This window comes from Pseudomonas sp. G(2018), from assembly GCF_005502415.1.
In the GTDB taxonomy this organism is placed as follows: domain Bacteria; phylum Pseudomonadota; class Gammaproteobacteria; order Pseudomonadales; family Pseudomonadaceae; genus Aquipseudomonas.
On record NZ_SCOO01000002.1, the window covers coordinates 203183 to 219494 of the forward strand.

At 57.4% G+C, this 16312-nt stretch carries 8 protein-coding genes and 1 pseudogene; 5 read left to right on the top strand and 4 right to left on the bottom strand.

The window, feature by feature from the left end:
* Positions 1 to 331 precede the first annotated feature (331 nt).
* The 5 genes and pseudogenes from putP to FFS64_RS03020 all read left to right on the top strand — a co-directional run bounded on the left by putP (position 332) and on the right by FFS64_RS03020 (position 8886).
* A complete protein-coding gene (putP, locus tag FFS64_RS03000) occupies positions 332 to 1816 on the top strand; it encodes a sodium/proline symporter PutP (protein ID WP_137804167.1) in 1485 nt (494 codons plus the stop codon).
* Positions 1817 to 2164: 348 nt separating this feature from the next.
* Positions 2165 to 4162, top strand: a pseudogene (locus FFS64_RS03005) (type VI secretion system tip protein VgrG); the annotation flags it as partial.
* A gap of 2226 nt (positions 4163 to 6388) precedes the next feature.
* A complete protein-coding gene (locus tag FFS64_RS03010) occupies positions 6389 to 7117 on the top strand; it encodes a DUF4123 domain-containing protein (RefSeq protein WP_137804169.1) in 729 nt (242 codons plus the stop codon).
* Positions 7118 to 7459: 342 nt separating this feature from the next.
* On the top strand, positions 7460 to 7777 hold the full coding sequence (locus FFS64_RS03015) for a hypothetical protein (RefSeq protein ID WP_137804170.1): 318 nt from the start codon (positions 7460 to 7462) through the stop codon (positions 7775 to 7777).
* 272 nt (positions 7778 to 8049) lie between these two features.
* The gene (locus FFS64_RS03020) at positions 8050 to 8886 is read left to right on the top strand and encodes a 23S rRNA (adenine(2030)-N(6))-methyltransferase RlmJ (RefSeq protein WP_137804171.1); all 837 of its coding nucleotides are present in this window, start codon (positions 8050 to 8052) and stop codon (positions 8884 to 8886) included.
* Positions 8887 to 9006: 120 nt separating this feature from the next.
* Here the strand turns inward: FFS64_RS03020 and msrA are convergent, their stop codons facing one another.
* The 4 genes from msrA to aceF form a co-directional block, all read right to left on the bottom strand.
* A complete protein-coding gene (msrA, locus tag FFS64_RS03025; protein ID WP_137804172.1) occupies positions 9007 to 9654 on the bottom strand; it encodes a peptide-methionine (S)-S-oxide reductase MsrA in 648 nt (215 codons plus the stop codon).
* Between the two features lie 61 nt (positions 9655 to 9715).
* Positions 9716 to 12409, bottom strand: a complete 2694-nt coding sequence (locus FFS64_RS03030) for a bifunctional diguanylate cyclase/phosphodiesterase (RefSeq protein ID WP_137804173.1) — start codon at positions 12407 to 12409, stop codon at positions 9716 to 9718.
* A 268-nt stretch (positions 12410 to 12677) separates the two neighbouring features.
* Positions 12678 to 14072, bottom strand: coding sequence for an alkaline phosphatase D family protein (locus tag FFS64_RS03035; RefSeq protein WP_137804174.1), 1395 nt, complete (start codon positions 14070 to 14072; stop codon positions 12678 to 12680).
* Between the two features lie 276 nt (positions 14073 to 14348).
* Entirely contained in the window at positions 14349 to 16307 is a 1959-nt protein-coding gene (gene aceF, locus FFS64_RS03040; protein WP_137804175.1) for a dihydrolipoyllysine-residue acetyltransferase, read from the bottom strand.
* Between the last annotated feature and the right edge of the window lie 5 nt (positions 16308 to 16312).

Here is a 16312-nt window from a genome sequence, read left to right on the forward strand (position 1 = left end):
TCTGGTACGAACGTGCCGCTCCTGCTTGGTGCTTTTACTTCTAGAAAAGCTTCAGGACTGCGCTAAAAGGGAGCAAAAACAACGGCTTTTGTTGTAAATCCGACTAGGTGCAACTAATTCCTGAAAAATGGGTTGCACCTCATTTGCTTTGTTGAATAGCATTCGCGCCCCAAGGTGCAACCCGTCGAAAAGGCAGGTGTACCGGCTGATGGCTTTCCTGGGGAAACATCAGTCATAAATGCGCGGGATCCCGAATCGTCTGTCAAACGTCATCGTTTGCGAGCGGTTCACCAGCCGCCGCTACATAAAAACAAAGCCAGGGCGTCACTTAATGAGCGTAACGAATCCAACCCTGATCACGTTCGTGATCTACATCGCTGCAATGGTGCTGATCGGCTTCATGGCCTATCGCTCCACCAACAACCTTTCCGACTACATTCTGGGCGGTCGCAGCCTGGGCAGCGTCGTGACCGCGCTGTCCGCCGGTGCTTCCGACATGAGCGGCTGGTTGTTGATGGGCCTGCCGGGCGCCATCTACATGTCTGGTCTTTCCGAAAGCTGGATCGCTATCGGCCTGATCGTCGGCGCTTACCTGAACTGGCTGTTCGTTGCCGGACGTCTGCGCGTACAGACCGAGCACAACGGCGATGCCCTGACGCTGCCGGACTACTTCTCCAGCCGATTCGAAGACAAGAGCGGCGCGCTGCGGATCATCTCCGCCGTGGTGATCCTGGTGTTCTTCACCATCTACTGCGCCTCCGGTATCGTGGCCGGTGCCCGTCTGTTCGAAAGCACCTTCGGCATGTCCTACGAGACAGCCCTGTGGGCCGGTGCCGCGGCGACGATTGCCTACACCTTCGTCGGCGGTTTCCTGGCGGTGAGCTGGACTGACACCGTACAAGCCACCCTGATGATTTTCGCCCTGATCCTCACGCCGATCATCGTGATGCTGGCCACCGGCGGCGTCGATACCGCGTTCCTGGCCATCGAAGCGCAGGATCCGGCCAACTTCGACATGCTGAAAAACACCACCTTCATCGGCATCATCTCGCTGATGGGCTGGGGTCTGGGCTACTTCGGCCAGCCGCACATCCTGGCGCGCTTCATGGCGGCGGATTCGGTGAAATCGATCGCCAATGCCCGTCGCATCTCCATGACCTGGATGATCCTGTGCCTGGGTGGCACCGTGGCTGTCGGTTTCTTCGGCATCGCTTACTTCTCGGCCAACCCGGCCGTGGCCATGCCGGTGAGCGAGAACCATGAACGTGTGTTCATTGAACTGGCGAAAATCCTCTTCAATCCATGGGTTGCCGGTGTGTTGCTGTCGGCCATTCTGGCTGCCGTCATGAGTACCCTGAGCTGCCAGTTGCTGGTGTGCTCGAGCGCTCTGACCGAAGACTTCTACAAAACCTTCCTGCGCAAATCGGCTTCCCAACTGGAACTGGTCTGGGTCGGCCGTGCCATGGTGCTGCTGGTTGCCCTGATCGCCATCGCGATGGCCGCCAACCCGGAAAACCGCGTGCTGGGTCTGGTCAGTTACGCCTGGGCCGGTTTCGGTGCCGCATTCGGTCCGGTCGTGCTGATCTCGGTGATCTGGAAAGACATGACCCGCAATGGCGCACTGGCCGGTATCCTGGTCGGCGCGATCACCGTGATCGTCTGGAAACACTTCGAACTGCTGGGCCTGTACGAAATCATCCCTGGTTTCATCTTCGCCAGCCTGGCGATCTACATCGTCAGCAAAATGGGCGCACCGACCGCCGGCATGCTTCAACGCTTTGCCGCGGCCGAGAATGACTTCCGCCTGAACAAGTAATGGGTTGAGCGCATGCGCTGAGCCAATGCTTGAATGAGAACGGCCCGCTTCCTTTTGGAGGCGGGCCGTTTTTTTGTGCACTTTTCGACAATAGTTAATTCCCCTGTGGGGGCGAGTCTGCTCGTGAAGGCGGCGCATTCAACATCAATGTGACGGTCAAATCGCTTTCGCTCGCTCCCACAGGGGGGGGAGTTGTATTTTTTTGCAGCGTTGTCTGTAGCCAGAAGAGCCGTTTTCTGAAGGCCAAAACTACAAGTGAAGTAGGGCATTTCTGTTTTTCCCGCCCCTCGTTCATCCCTCTTGTCACTCATGCAGAATCGCGAGCCTCCCTTTGCAGAGACATGCCGGATGTTCGCTTCTGTCAATCAACCGCGCTTCACGCTGACCGTCGACGGTGTGTCCAGTGAGCTCAAGGTGCTTGAGTTCACGGGCAAGGAGGCCATCAGCCAGCCATACCGTTTTGATCTGGAGCTGGTCAGCGAGCGACCGGACATCGAGCTCGAAAGCTTGCTGCACCGTCAGGCCTTTCTGAGTTTCGATGTGCGGGGCGGTGGTGTTCATGGTCAGATTTTTCGCGTTGGCCAGGGTGATTCCGGCGCGCGACTGACGCGCTATCAGATCAGTCTGGTGCCGCGACTGGCTTACCTGGGCCAGCGCATCAATCAGCGGGTTTTCCAGCACCTGAGCGTGCCGGCGATCATCACGGAAATCCTCAAGGACCATGGCATCCTCGGCGACCTCTTCAAGTTCCAGGTCGGCACCGAATACCCGGAACGCGAATACTGCGTGCAATACGCGGAAAGCGACCTGGCGTTTATCCAGCGACTGTGTGCCGAGGTCGGCATTCACTACCACTTCCGGCACAGCGTCGATGGCCATCTGTTGGTGTTCGGCGATGACCAGACGGCTTTCCCGCTACTGCCTGAACCGACGTCGTACCGGCAGGGCAGCGGGATGGTGGGGGATGAACCGGTTATCAATCGTTTCAATGTCGCCCTGGAGGCTCGGGCTACAGCGGTAACCCGCCGCGACTACGACTTCTGTAGACCTCGCCTTGAACTGGAAAGCCGTTTCGACAGCAAGCAGCTGCCGGGGCTGGAGGATTATGGTTTTCCCGGTCAATTCAACGATCCCGAAGTTGGCAGGCGCCTGACGCAACGAGCACTGGAAAGTCGCCGTGCGGATTACCATCAGGTACAAGGACACAGCGATCAACCCGCCTTGATAAGTGGGCATTTGTTGCGGCTCGAAGAGCATCCTCGGCGGGAATGGAACGAGCTGTGGCTGCTCACGGAAGTCGAACACCATGGCCGTCAACCGCAGGTGCTTGAAGAGTCTGCAGGTACTGGCGGTTCGGATGAATTTCAGGGTTACCGCAATAGCTTTCTGGCTGTGCCGTGGGATGTGTTCTTCCGTCCGCCATTGATCAAGAAACCTCGTGCAGCCGGTTATCAATCCGCCGTGGTCACTGGCCCCAAGAACAGTGAAATCCATTGCGACGAGTACGGTCGGGTCAAGGTTCAGATGTTATGGGACCGCGACGGCCAGATGGATGAGTTCACCAGTTGTTGGTTGCGGGTTGCCACCGGTTGGGCCCATGACCGTTACGGTAGCGTGTTGATCCCCCGAGTCGGCATGGAAGTGTTGGTGGGTTTCGTCGACGCCGATGCCGACAAGCCCTTGGTGATGGGCTGCCTTTCAAACGCCTCGACACCGGTGCCGTTGGACCTGCCGGCGGACAAGACCCGCAGTATTTTCCGCAGCCAGAGTAGTCCCGGTGGTGGTGGCTACAACGAATTGCGCATCGAGGATCGCAAAGGCGCCGAGGAAATCTACCTGCGGGCCCAGCGAAACTGGACCCAGCATGTGCTCAATGATCAGCGGGTACAGGTCGATAACCAACGCAGCATTGTGGTGACCGGCATTGCCAGTCATGAACTGAAAGCCGACGAACAACGCATCACCCACGGCCAGCGCCGGACCGAAGTGAAGCAGGACGATCACCTGCTGGTGACGGGCGACAGACGCATTCGGGTAACGACCCAGGCACTCAACGCCACTCAACAATTCCATGTCAGCGCCGGCCAGCAAGTGGTGATCGACGGCGGGGTGAACGCGACCATTCAGGCGGGCGGGCACTGGATCAACATTGGCCCTGGCGGGATCTTCAGCAGTGCGCCGATTCAGGTCGGTGGTGCGCCGATGGTAGCTATGAGCGCTGCGCCGGATTTGCCGGGAGCACCAGAAAAACTCCAGGCCGCCCCAGCCAGCGCTGCGCAGATCCGCAGCCTCAAGAGCCCGGCGGCGTTTTGCGAAGAGTGTTGCAAGGACGGTGTCTGCCCTGCACCGAGCCCATTGCTCGGTGCCTCTAAAACCAAGGCAAGTGAAGGCGCTGAGCCGGGCTTTCACATCGTCGAACAGCCTCTGTCCTGTACGGCGCTTGAAGCGCTTCTGTTTCCTCAATCGAATCAGGTCGTACTGAAGAAATTCCGCAGCCTCAACCCGCAGTTGGGCAATTTTGCCAAGCCTGGACAGATGATTGTTCTTAGCGATCCGCAAAACACTCAATGCACTCGTGAAGAAGCGTTGTTGATGGAAGCGGCGCAGAAAGTTGATGCGGCATTGGGGCCGATGAGTGATGTGGAAGCGGCGTTCATGGCGCTTCATTACGATGAAATTGAGTCATTCCTTGCTCAGGGTTCGACCGCAGTCGGCATTGGTGCGGCGATGTTTAGCAAGCATCTGGGCAACTTGAATACAATTCTAAGAGACCTGGAAACCCTGCACAAAAACACCTTCGATAAATACGGCAAGCTCACCGGTGCCGACTTCTTCGCCCAGCGTAAACGGCTGATGTCACAACTCGACAATAGCCTAGGCCCACTGGTGCGCAAAGGCGCGGGCATTCCCGATCATCCGAAGCTTAAAACCGCACTGGGTATTTCCAGTCGCAGCCTCGTTCATCACTGGAGCAAGGCGGGTACGGCGGGCGGGATTCCGGGGTATGCGACGCATATTGAGGGGGTGAGCAAGGCCAGTAAGGTGATTAAGGCGGGTGGGTGGATTGGGGTTGGATTGGGAGCTGGGGCTTCGGGGCTTAAGGTTAAAGAGACTTGCAGGGCGGGGACGGAGGAGGCTTGCAGGAAGGTCAAGTTTACCGAGGCTGGAAGTTTTGTGGGGGCGTTGGCGGCTGGGACGGGAAGTGCTCTGCTAGGTACGACGGCATGCGCTGCTATTGGGATTGGCACTGTAGGTCTGGGAGGGATCGTCTGCGGAGTTTTGTTGACTGGAGCTGGCTCTATCTTTCTTGGTGAGATAGGGGGAAGTGTGGGTGAGTGGGGTGCTGAACTTATGTATGAGGTGGCGAGGTGAGGAGCCAGACTGAGTTAATATTTGGTTTTGGTGGATTATTTGTGCTTTTGTTAATGGCTTTGACTTCGCTCGTGTTGTTGCATATGGCTTACTATCGTATGAGTGAAATAATTAAATGCTTAAGTAGATCGCCGGCAATAATGATTAGAGAGAAATCATTGGGGTTAGATCCAGTTAGCCGTTTTTTTATGATTAGCCTTGTAGGTTCGTTGTTGCTCTTTTCGCGGAACTCATTGAGGAATGGGGATCTTGATCTGCAAGATTATCAATCATTTCCCGCTGGGTTAAAGCGGCTTATAAAGTTTGTCTGCGGCCTGATGCTGGTTCTTACGCTGATGATTATAGTGATTGGGATTGTCGGCAAGTATATGGGGTGGTTGAAATAATTTTTTGTCAAACTGCAAGCACTTCATGTCAGCATTCGACAATAGCCTCGGCCCACTGGTGAACAAGGCTAGTAAGGTGATCAAGGCGGGTTGAAGAGTTGGGGGGGATTGGGACTTCGGGGCTTAAGAGGACGTTTACTGACTCGGGGACGTTTGCTGGAAGTCTTGCTGGTGGGGCAGCGACCGGGGTACTTGGTGTTTCGACATGCGCGGTTACTGGGGGTTGGCACGGCAGGTTTAGGCGTTGTTGTCTGTGGAATTGTAGTGGTAGGTGTGAGGGCCAAGATTCTAGGTGATGCAGCAGGGGGGAGGTATTTTGGCGAAATTATATATGAGGTGACTAAGTGAGAAGTCGGGCTGAGGTGGTGTTTGCATTTGCGGGTATAGTCCTAATTATGTGCATGTTAATTGTCTTGATGGTTTTATTGTATGTCGCTTATTTTCGTATGTCTGAAATACTCGGTTGCTTGAGGAATTCTCCAGCGGCGATCATCAGAAAAGAAATGCTCGGATATGATCCCATCGGTCGTTATCTGGCAATCATCAATATTGCAGCGATATTGGTGTTCCCCGGGAGGTCAGTGCGCAATGGTGATCTCGACTTGCATGACTATCTATCGTTTCCTACTCGTTTAAAAAACATTGTTTGTGTGCCTTTTTTGGCGATGCTAATTCTTGCGGTGATTTCCATGGGTTTTATATTTTTTAGGTAAATATAAGGATTGGTTGCATTGAGTTTTTCCGGTCGCGAGTTGCGCTGAGTCGGGAGTTAGATGGTCGTTTCGTTTGTTCCATAACTTAAAAGGCGCTTTTCATGACCGACAGTCCCAAAAACTGGCTAGTCGACAGTCCTCTCACCCGTACCGAAAAACTCTACGCGATATTCAGTAGCGCGAGCTGTGCAGAGCCGCTCAATGTTTGGCGGCGCTCAAAGTGCGGTTCGGCACCGATTCCGGTTTGGGGCGACACTGTTTATACCGAGTGGAAAGAGGTGATGCCCTATGTAGGAATTGTCGACGCTGACAGTGAGTTTTTGCAGTGGGTAGCGAACAGTGAGTCCCGTGACTGGGGTTGGTTGGCGGTGTCGTCAGCGAGTCTTGAGGTAGTGGTTGAGCATTTGCGCAGCCTGACTCAGGTGACGCTGCCGGACGGCAAGGTTGTGTTTTTTCGCTTTTGGGATGGGCGTTATTTGCTGCCGATTCTGAGGTCTGCCGAGGTTGAGGCGGCTGAGCTTGTGCCAGTTATCCAGCGGTGTTGGATCAATGGGGAGTCGGTGGAGATCGGTGGTAGCGCGGTGAAGACGCAGAAGGCTTTTCCGTGGTGGGAGGTGCCTGAGGCGGTGCTGCAACACCTTGCGGCAGGAGATGATTCCGCCCGGATCGGCAACTTGATGCAGTGGTTGAGTGAAGAGCAACCAGGGGTTTTTGAGGCGTTTCTTGAAGCTGTCTTGCACCGCAAGGTGGCGAATTTTCTCAAGGCGCCTGATTCGCCGGCCGTGCCCAAGGAAGCATTGTTGGCGTATCTGGTGGAGGAAATGCAGTAGGTCCTAGGACGTTTTGGACGCGGTCCTAGGAGATTTCCTTCGAGTTGTGGCGGTTTGCGTGAACTGGTGGGCGATGGGTTGGAGGGTTAGTCTTTGGCTGCCACCGCGGATGCGGTGGCAGGGTGTAGGAACCCTGTACTCCAACGTGCATCAGCGCTGTCGTTTGATTGCGGCACTTAATTCGTGTCCGTAAGATCGTTTGCGGCGGCTGTGTGCGGGACACGTTTCGGCGTGGCTGAGTTTGGAGTACCTCAGTTTCCTACTCCCGCGCACGGCTGCCACCCAAGCCCGTAGGAAAGGCCGTTGGCAGCTTCCAATCAGTACTCTATGGATGCTCGAAAAATGACAAATTTAAAGCCTGATCCACCCTACGAAAAGCCAGTCCCCCATCCCGACAACCGCTTCATGGCATTGACCAGCAACTGCAACGACATGCCTACCCTGTTCGTCGACACCCACGCACCCCTCGACGTCCTGACCGACGCTGCCAACTACCGAATCCGCGCCGTCACCCAAGTGCTGGAAAACCTGTCCATGCGGGGCTCGATCGAGTGTGAATCCTTCATCCTCAGCGACTTTGCCTTGCTCTGCGCCATTCCGCTGCGCGATGGCTGTGATGTGCTGGATGTCGTCGGCCGAAGATTGCGGGCGCGACCTTAGCATTTGCGACGAGCACGGCTCTTGTGGCGAGGGGATTCAGCGAAACGTCGCACCGCCCCGTTGAGCTGAGAAGCAGCCCCAATACCTGCTATCCGGGTAGTACCAGATCCACCGCGCGTACCGATTCACGACTGCTTCGCAGCCGGACGGGGATAAATCCCCTCGCCACAGGTTTATTGCCGACTCGTTCAATTGTGTAAAGCCGCTCAGCCGTGAACCCCTGACTTGCAGGTCGGTAAAAGGTAAACTTCCCGGCCTTCGCAGGAGCAGCCATGAATTATCGTCACGCCTTCCATGCCGGCAATCATGCCGACGTGTTCAAACACCTGACCTTGACCCGCCTCATCGCCCTGATGTCGCGCAAGGAGCAGCCGTTTGCCTATCTCGATACGCACGCCGGCATTGGCCTGTACGACCTTCAGGGTGATCAGGCCAGCCGTACCGGCGAGTACCTGGAAGGCATTGCACGTTTGTGGGATCAGCCGGATCTACCGATCCTGACCGCTGATTACATGCAGGTGCTGCACGAGATGAACCCGGATGGCCAGTTGCGCTATTACCCGGGTTCGCCGGAGCTGGCGCGGCGCCTGACCCGTGCGCAGGACCGTGTGTTGCTCAACGAGAAACACCCCGAAGACGGCGTTCTGCTCAAGGACAACATGAAGGGCGATCGTCGGGTGAAGGTGCACCTGGGTGAAGGCTGGCATGTTCCGCGGGCCTTGCTGCCGGTGCCGGAGAAGCGTGCGGTGATGTTGATCGATCCGCCGTTCGAAAAGCTCGACGAAATGCAGCGTTGCGCAGCCTCGTTGAAAGAGGCGATTGGCCGGATGCGTCAAACCGTGGCGGCGATCTGGTACCCGGTAAAGGATCAGCGCGCATTGCGCCGCTTCTATCAGGACCTGGCCGGCAGCGGTGCGCCGAAGTTGTTGCGGGTGGAGTTACTGGTGCATCCGCTGGACACGCCCAACAGCCTGAACGGTTCGGGTCTGGCGATTGCCAATCCGCCGTGGGGGCTGGAGGAAGAATTGCGTGAGTTGTTGCCGTGGTTGTCCAAGAAGCTTGGGCAGACCCAGGGTGGGTGGCAGATGGATTGGTTGATCGCTGAGTAGCAGTTACAAGTTTCAAGCTACAAGCTACAAGCTACAAGCTACAAGCTACAAGCTACAAGCTGCAAGTAGAAGCGGCGAGCACTTAGCTTGCAGCTTGAGGCTTGCAGCTTGAAGCTGCGTTTAGATAGGGCAGGTCACGCCAGTGCCGCCAATCCCACAGTAACCTTCCGGATTTTTGGCCAGGTACTGCTGGTGATACGCCTCGGCATAGTAGAAGGTCGGGGCTTCGTCGATATCGGTGGTGATGATCCCTTGGCCGGCCTTGGTCAGTTCGGCCTGGAACACTTGTGCGCTTTTCTTCGCCGCTTCCAGTTGTTCCGGTTTGGTGGCGTAGATCACTGAGCGGTACTGGGTGCCGATGTCGTTGCCCTGGCGCATGCCCTGGGTCGGGTTGTGCAGCTCCCAGAACATCTTCAGCAGCTCTTCGTAGCTGACTTTCTCCGGTTCGTACACCACCAGCACCACTTCGCTGTGGCCGGTCAGGCCCGAGCAGACTTCTTCATAGGTCGGGTTTGGCGTGAAGCCGCCAGCGTAGCCGACGGACGTACTGAACACGCCTTCACGCTGCCAGAAGCGACGCTCCGCGCCCCAGAAACAACCCAGGCCAAAAATGGCGAATTCCACATTGCCCGGGAACGGGCCCAGCAGCGGGTTGCCGTTGACGAAGTGTTCGTCCGGAACCTTGATCGGGGTTTCGCGGCCAGGCAGAGCTTGTTCTTTAGTAGGAAGCACGTTTTTGTTCACCAGAATTTCCGAGCGCAGAACCATTATCAGTCCTCAGTCAGGGTAATTAGTCAGATAGGCAGTTTGCCTGAGTGTCGGGCCGCTGTCAGGCGATCGGACCGCGCGGGTAGCGTTTGAGCTTCTCGATCAGCTCGGAGCCCGGGATCGGTCGATCGAACAGGTAGCCCTGGCCGACATCGCAGCGGTGGCGACGCAGGAAGGCCAACTGCTGGGCGGTTTCGATGCCCTCAGCCACGACCTTGAGTTTCAGGTTGTGGGCCATGGCGATCACCGCGGAGGTGATTTCCATGTCGTCCTGGTTGTCCGGGATTTCGTGAATGAAGCTTCGATCAATCTTAATGATGTCGATGGGGAATTTTTTCAAGTAGCTGAGCGACGAGTAACCGGTGCCGAAGTCGTCCATGGCCAGGGTCAGGCCCAGGCGCTTGAGCTGGTCGAGCTGCAAGTGGGTGTCTTCGGTGGCTTCCAGTAGCAGACCTTCCGTCAACTCAAGCTCCAGCAGGTTCGCCGGCAACGCTTCTTCCTTGAGGATGTTGGCGATGGACGCCACCAGGTCCGGGTCGGAAAACTGTTTGGGCGACAGGTTGATCGCCACCTGAAGATTGCCCAGCCCGGCGGCGGTCAGTTCTTTGCTCTTGCGGCAGGCCTGGCGGGCGATCCATTTGCCGATCGGAATGATCAGGCCGGTTTCTTCCGCGACGCTGATGAACTGGTCCGGCCGGATCATGCCTTTTTCCGGGTGATCCCAGCGCAGCAGCGCTTCCATGCCCAACAAGCGCCCGCTGCGCAGACAGAGCTTGGGTTGATAGAACACGTCCAGCTCGTTCTGGGTCAGGGCGCGTCGCAGGTTGTTCTCGACGAACAACTTGTAGCTGGCTTCGGCGTTCAGTGCTTCGGTGAAGACCTGCACCTGATGCTTGCCGTTGGCCTTGGCCTTGTGCAACGCCAGCCCGGCGTTGCGCATCAGGGTTTGCGGATCGCGCCCGTGCAACGGCGCGCAAGCCAGGCCCACGGAACCGGTGACGCTGATCAACTGGTTGTCCACGAACATCGGCTTGTCGAGGGTCGTCAGCAACTGGTTGGCGACCAGTTGTCCGGTGTGGAGGTCGGCATTGTCCAGAAGCACCGCAAATTCGTTACTGGCGAAACGTGCCAGGCTACCGCTTGGGCTGAGGCTGTTGCGCAGGCGCCGGGCCAGGCTGATCAGCAGCTTGTCGCCGGTCTGGTGGCCGAGGCTGTCGTTGATGCGCTTGAAGTTGTCGATGTCCACCAGCAGCAGGCTGATCGGGGTATCGCTGTCTCGGGCGAAGCGTTCATCGAGATTGCGGATGAACGCCGGGCGGTTGCCGAGGTTGGTCAGGTTGTCGGTGTAGGCCAGGCGCTCGATGCGTTGCTGGGCGAGCTTGGTCTGGGTGATGTCTTCGTAGATGCCGATGTAGTGGGTCAGTTCGCGGTTATCGCCATAGACCTTGGAGATCGACAACTGGCCCCAGTAGGGCTCGAGGTTTTTGCGGCGGCTCTTGAATTCGCCCTGCCAGCTGTTGCTTTTGGCCAGCGCCGAAGGCGCGTCGAACAGCAGTTCGCTGAGGTTTTCCAGTGCCGGCAGTTCCGCCAGGCGCTGGCCGTGGACTTCTTCGGTGCTGTATTGGGTGATCGCGGTGAAGCTCGGGTTGACGTACTCCACCACACCATCGCAATTGACCAGCAGAAAGGCGTTGGCGCTTTGCTCGACCGCTCGCTGGAACAGGTGCAGCGCGCTGGTGGCGGTGCGCCGGTTGTGATTGCTGATGACCTGGGCGAACTGGTCCGCCAGCTCGCCGGCGAAGGCGATTTCATCCGACTGCCAGGCGCGGGTAGCACCGGTTTGCTCCAGGCACAAAACGCCAACCACCTGGCCGTCGACGCGGACACTGGCGTCGAGCATTGCGTTGACATCACGCGGGCGCAGGCTTTCGGCCATGTCCCGGGTGCGCGGGTCGCGCATGGCATTATGGGCATCGATGGCGCGGCCAGTGTGCAGCGCGTCGAGGTAGTCGGGAAAGTCGCTGACGTCGATCGGCTGCGGCAACAGGTATTGCTGGTCGGCGCGGTAGTAGGCCGAAATCGGCACCAGCATCGAGCCTTCCAGGTTCCACAGGCTGGCACAGTCGATTTCGTAGATCTCGCAGGCGCTGCGGGTGATCAGTTCGGCGGCTTCTTGCAGGGAGTTGTTACTGCTGTAGCGCTGGCGGGTCAGCAGCAGGATCAGGTCCTGCTGGGCGCGTACCCGGTCCAGATGCTGCAGTTGTTCCTGTTGTGCACGCTGGTTGAGTTCCAGGGCAATTTGCAGCCGCGAGTTCTGGGTTTCCAGGTCCAGCGCCGGCAGCAGCGGATCATCCTCGAAGAGGCCGTCGATGACCAGCAGGTAACCGCGCAACAGGTGTCGATTGTGTTGTTTATAGGCCTCACCCAGCTCCAGCAGGTTCAGCGAGCCTGTGGCGGTGTGCAGGGTGTAGCGGATCAGGTAATGCGTGGCTTCGCTCAGTTGCTGCTGGATCGCGTCATGCAGCTGATAACGCGCTTCCGGCTCCATCAGGCTGGCGTAGGGCGAGCCGACCAGGGCGCACAGCTCCACGGCTGGCAAGCCGAATTGACGTTCGCAATTGGGATCGAGAAACAGCAGCGCCCAGCTTGGTTCGTTCAGCCGTTCGAAACGCAGCATGCCGAGCCGCGAGGGCACAGGCAACTGCGTCACTACCTCGGCCACCATACGGCTGGCGGCATCGGGTTGGCTCTTCATAGGGAGGGAAACTCGCTTCGTATTTGCTGAACGCGCCGGGCTCTCGCCCTCTTTACTGTTGCCTGCGGCAAGGTTGCATCATTGCGACACCGACTGACAAGAGACATGAAGGCCAAGTGCTATAAGAATATCTCGGCAGGAGCGAGTATTTCTTCAATTAAGGTCAAAAGTAATGCTATTTCCGTAAAAATCGCAGCCTTCCGCAGCTCATACAAGAGAACGACGTACATCCTGCAGGGGCTGCGGAAGGCTTCGATCTTTTGTTTTCTTAGCGCAACGGGATATCGGTCGATTGCAACAGGTTGCCATCCCGATCGTGATAACGCACATGAACCTGTTCGGCGTCGACAATCAAATGTGCAAAGTTGTCCTGGCTGATGACCTTGCCGGAGAGTTCATGTCGATAGTCGCCTGCGGCGGTTCGGACCAGCGGTTGATCGAGGATAAAGGTTGAGTCTTTGGCATAGGGCAGCAGTTTGCTGTTGCACAGAGGTGATGAAACGATGGCATGCACTTCGAAGTCCGGGTCCTCGCTGTGGCTCAGGCGGCTGGTCAAGGAGCCGTGGACATCGCCGGAAACGAAGATGACGTTCTTGATCTTGTGGGTGCGAATGGTCTCCAGCAATCGTAATCGTTGTTGGGGGAAAGCCTCCCAGGCGTCACCAGTAGGGCGTTTGCGGTCTGGGTAGAACATGACGCTGGTGACCACGAATTTGACCCGGGCCGGGCTGTGGATCAACCAGTCGCGCAAAGCCTGTTCCTGTTCGGTATCAAGAATGCGCCTGTCGTTGGCCGCGAGATTACGCCGGGTTCGACTGTCGGTGACAAACCACTCGATATCGCCATGGGTAAACTGATACCAATAGTGTTTGAACTGCCAGTTTAATTGCCCTTCAGTATTCAACTCATGGGCCGGACTGTGACTGGCTTGAAATAACTCATAAGCACCCATGGCATTTTTGTATAACTGCTCATCGCCTCTGGCTTTATTGGCTGGCCAGTTGTCTTCGATTTCGTGGTCGTCGAGGATCATGTAAGTCGGTGTGCCGGACATCAACTTTGTAATGTGCGGCTGAGAAAAGGCAATGCGGTATTTGGCAAGTATTTCGTGGTATTCACGATCCGGTGCAATGAAGTTCAAATCATCGATATAAACCTGGTCGCCTGTCATCAACATGGCGCTGATGGGCGGTGAGCCATGTTTTGCCAGGTTTGAAATGGATGCGAAGATCCGGTCACCCAGATGCGGTGCCCATGGCACGCCGGCCGTCATGCTCAAATAGCGACATGATCCGACGACATAGGCCCGTGGCGTTGTGATCTGGTTCGACTGCGTGTGAAAGCGATAGACCTCCCGAGGCCATTGCAGTGGCAGTTCCTGTATGGTTTCCACGGTGTGCACCGGGTTCATGGGGCTGAACCATCCGGCCTGATACTCGTATTCGGTATCAGCGTTAAGATCATGGAGAACAATCACGTCGGACATATCGCGTGAAATCGTCAGTTGCGTGAAAATGCCTTTGTTCCAGCGTTCGGAGTCGATTTGTCGATAACGAATTCCTGCAAATGCCGCAGCATTTTTTTGCCATTTGCCGCGTAAAAAAATACGGGCTTGATTAGTTGTTGTGTGGCCAATAATAGGGCCGACTGTTGGCTTAAACATGGTCGAGTCCATTCGATTTTTGTAGATTCAAGTTGCCGGGTTTTTGATTGTCTTGCGCAGCCGTAAACCAAGGCTAGTTATTGAACGCGAAAAAATATCGAGCCGAAATGGACTTGAGTTGTGGGTGATATCAGCCACAAATGTAGGAAGGCTTTCTGCCAGATAAAAACATCAAGCAAAAAAAGCCCCGCCAAATTGGCGGGGTTGAGGTACGAGCGTGGCGCTCGGAAAACTTGAATCGCGGCAGGCCCTCCGGTGAAGGAGGGCCTGTCGGGGTTACAGCAGGATGGTGCGGATGTCCGCCAGCAGGTCGCTCAGACGCTTGGTGAAGCGAGCAGCAGCGGCACCGTTGATCACACGGTGATCATAGGACAACGACAGAGGCAGCATCAGTTTCGGCTGGAAGGCTTTGCCGTCCCAGACAGGCTGGATGGTTGCCTTGGAAACACCGAGGATCGCCACTTCCGGCGCGTTGACGATCGGCGTGAAGCCGGTGCCGCCAATGTGGCCGAGGCTGGAAATGGTGAAGCAGGCGCCTTGCATTTCGTCCGACGAGAGCTTCTTGGTCCGGGCTTTTTCTGCCAGGGAAGCGGCTTCGGCGGCCAGCTGCAGCAGGCTCTTCTGGTCGACGTTCTTGATGACCGGTACCAGCAGGCCATCCGGGGTGTCGACGGCGAAGCCGATGTTCACGTATTTCTTGCGAATGATCGCCTTGCCGCTTGGTGCCAGCGAGCTGTTGAAGTCCGGCAGTTCCTTGAGCAGGTGCGCGCAGGACTTGAGCAGCAACGGCAGGATGGTCAGCTTGACGCCGGCCTTCTCTGCAACGGCTTTCTGAGCGTTACGGAACGCTTCCAGCTCGGTGATATCCGCCGAGTCGAATTGCGTCACGTGCGGCACGTTCAGCCAGCTGCGATGCAGGTTGGCGGCGCCGACCTGCATCAGGCGGGTCATCGGCACTTCTTCGATATCACCGAAGCGGCTGAAGTCTACGACCGGGATCGGCGGGATGCCCGCGCCACCGGTTGCGCCGGCGGCAGCGGCCGGCGCTTCCTTGGCCTTCTGCATCATGGCCTTGACGTAAACCTGCACGTCTTCCTTGAGGATGCGACCGTGCGGACCGCTGGCGCCGACAGCGCTCAGCTCGACGCCGAACTCACGGGCCAGTTGGCGCACCGCAGGACCTGCGTGAACCTTGGCGCCCGGTTTGGCTGGAGCAGCGGCCGGCGCGGCAGCAGCAGGAGCAGCGGCAGCCGCGGCTGGAGCAGGAGCGCTCGGTGCGGCAGCGGCAGGTGCCGGAGCAGCAGCCGGGGCCACGCCTTTGACTTTCAACTTCAGAATCAGGTCGCCGGTACCGACTTCATCATCCAGCTTGACGGAAACGCTTTCCACCACGCCAGCGGCAGGCGATGGGATTTCCATGCTGGCCTTGTCGGATTCCAGGGTGATCAGCGACTGATCGGCTTCAACGGTGTCACCGGCCTTGACCAGGACTTCGATGATCTTGGCCTTGCCGGCCGAACCAATGTCCGGAACGTGAATGTCCTGAACACTGTCTGCCACGGGTGCAGCCGGAGCTGCCGCAGGGGCAGGGGCGGCAGCCGGAGCAGGTGCAGCGGCCTGGGCTGGCGCGGCAGCAGGTGCAGCAGCACCCGCCACTTCCAGATCCAGAATCAGGTCGCCGGTGCCGACTTCGTCGTTGAGCTTGACGCTGATGGCCTTGACCACGCCAGCGGCAGGCGATGGGATTTCCATGCTGGCCTTGTCGGATTCCAGGGTGATCAGCGATTGATCAGCCTCAACGGAATCGCCGACCTTGACCTGGATCTCGATGATCTGGGCCTTGCCCGACGAGCCGATGTCCGGCACGTGCACTTGCTGAACCGAAGCGGCTGCTGGCGCAGCCGCAGGAGCGGCCGGAGCTGCTGACACAGGAGCAGCAGCGGCCGGTTTCTCTTCGGCTTTGGCAGCAGGCGCGGCGGCAGCCGCAGGGGCTGCAGCGGCACCTTCGACTTCCAGCTCGAGCAGTTCGTCGCCTTCTTTCAGGCGGTCGCCCAGCTTCACTTTCAGGCTCTTGATGATACCGGCCTTCGGCGCAGGCACTTCCATGCTCGCCTTGTCCGATTCCAGCGTCAGGATGCTCTGGTCGGCTTCGATACGGTCGCCGACCTTCACAAACAGTTCAATTACTTCACCTTCACCGCTGCCGATGTCAGGTACGCGAATGAGTTCGCTCACAGAAT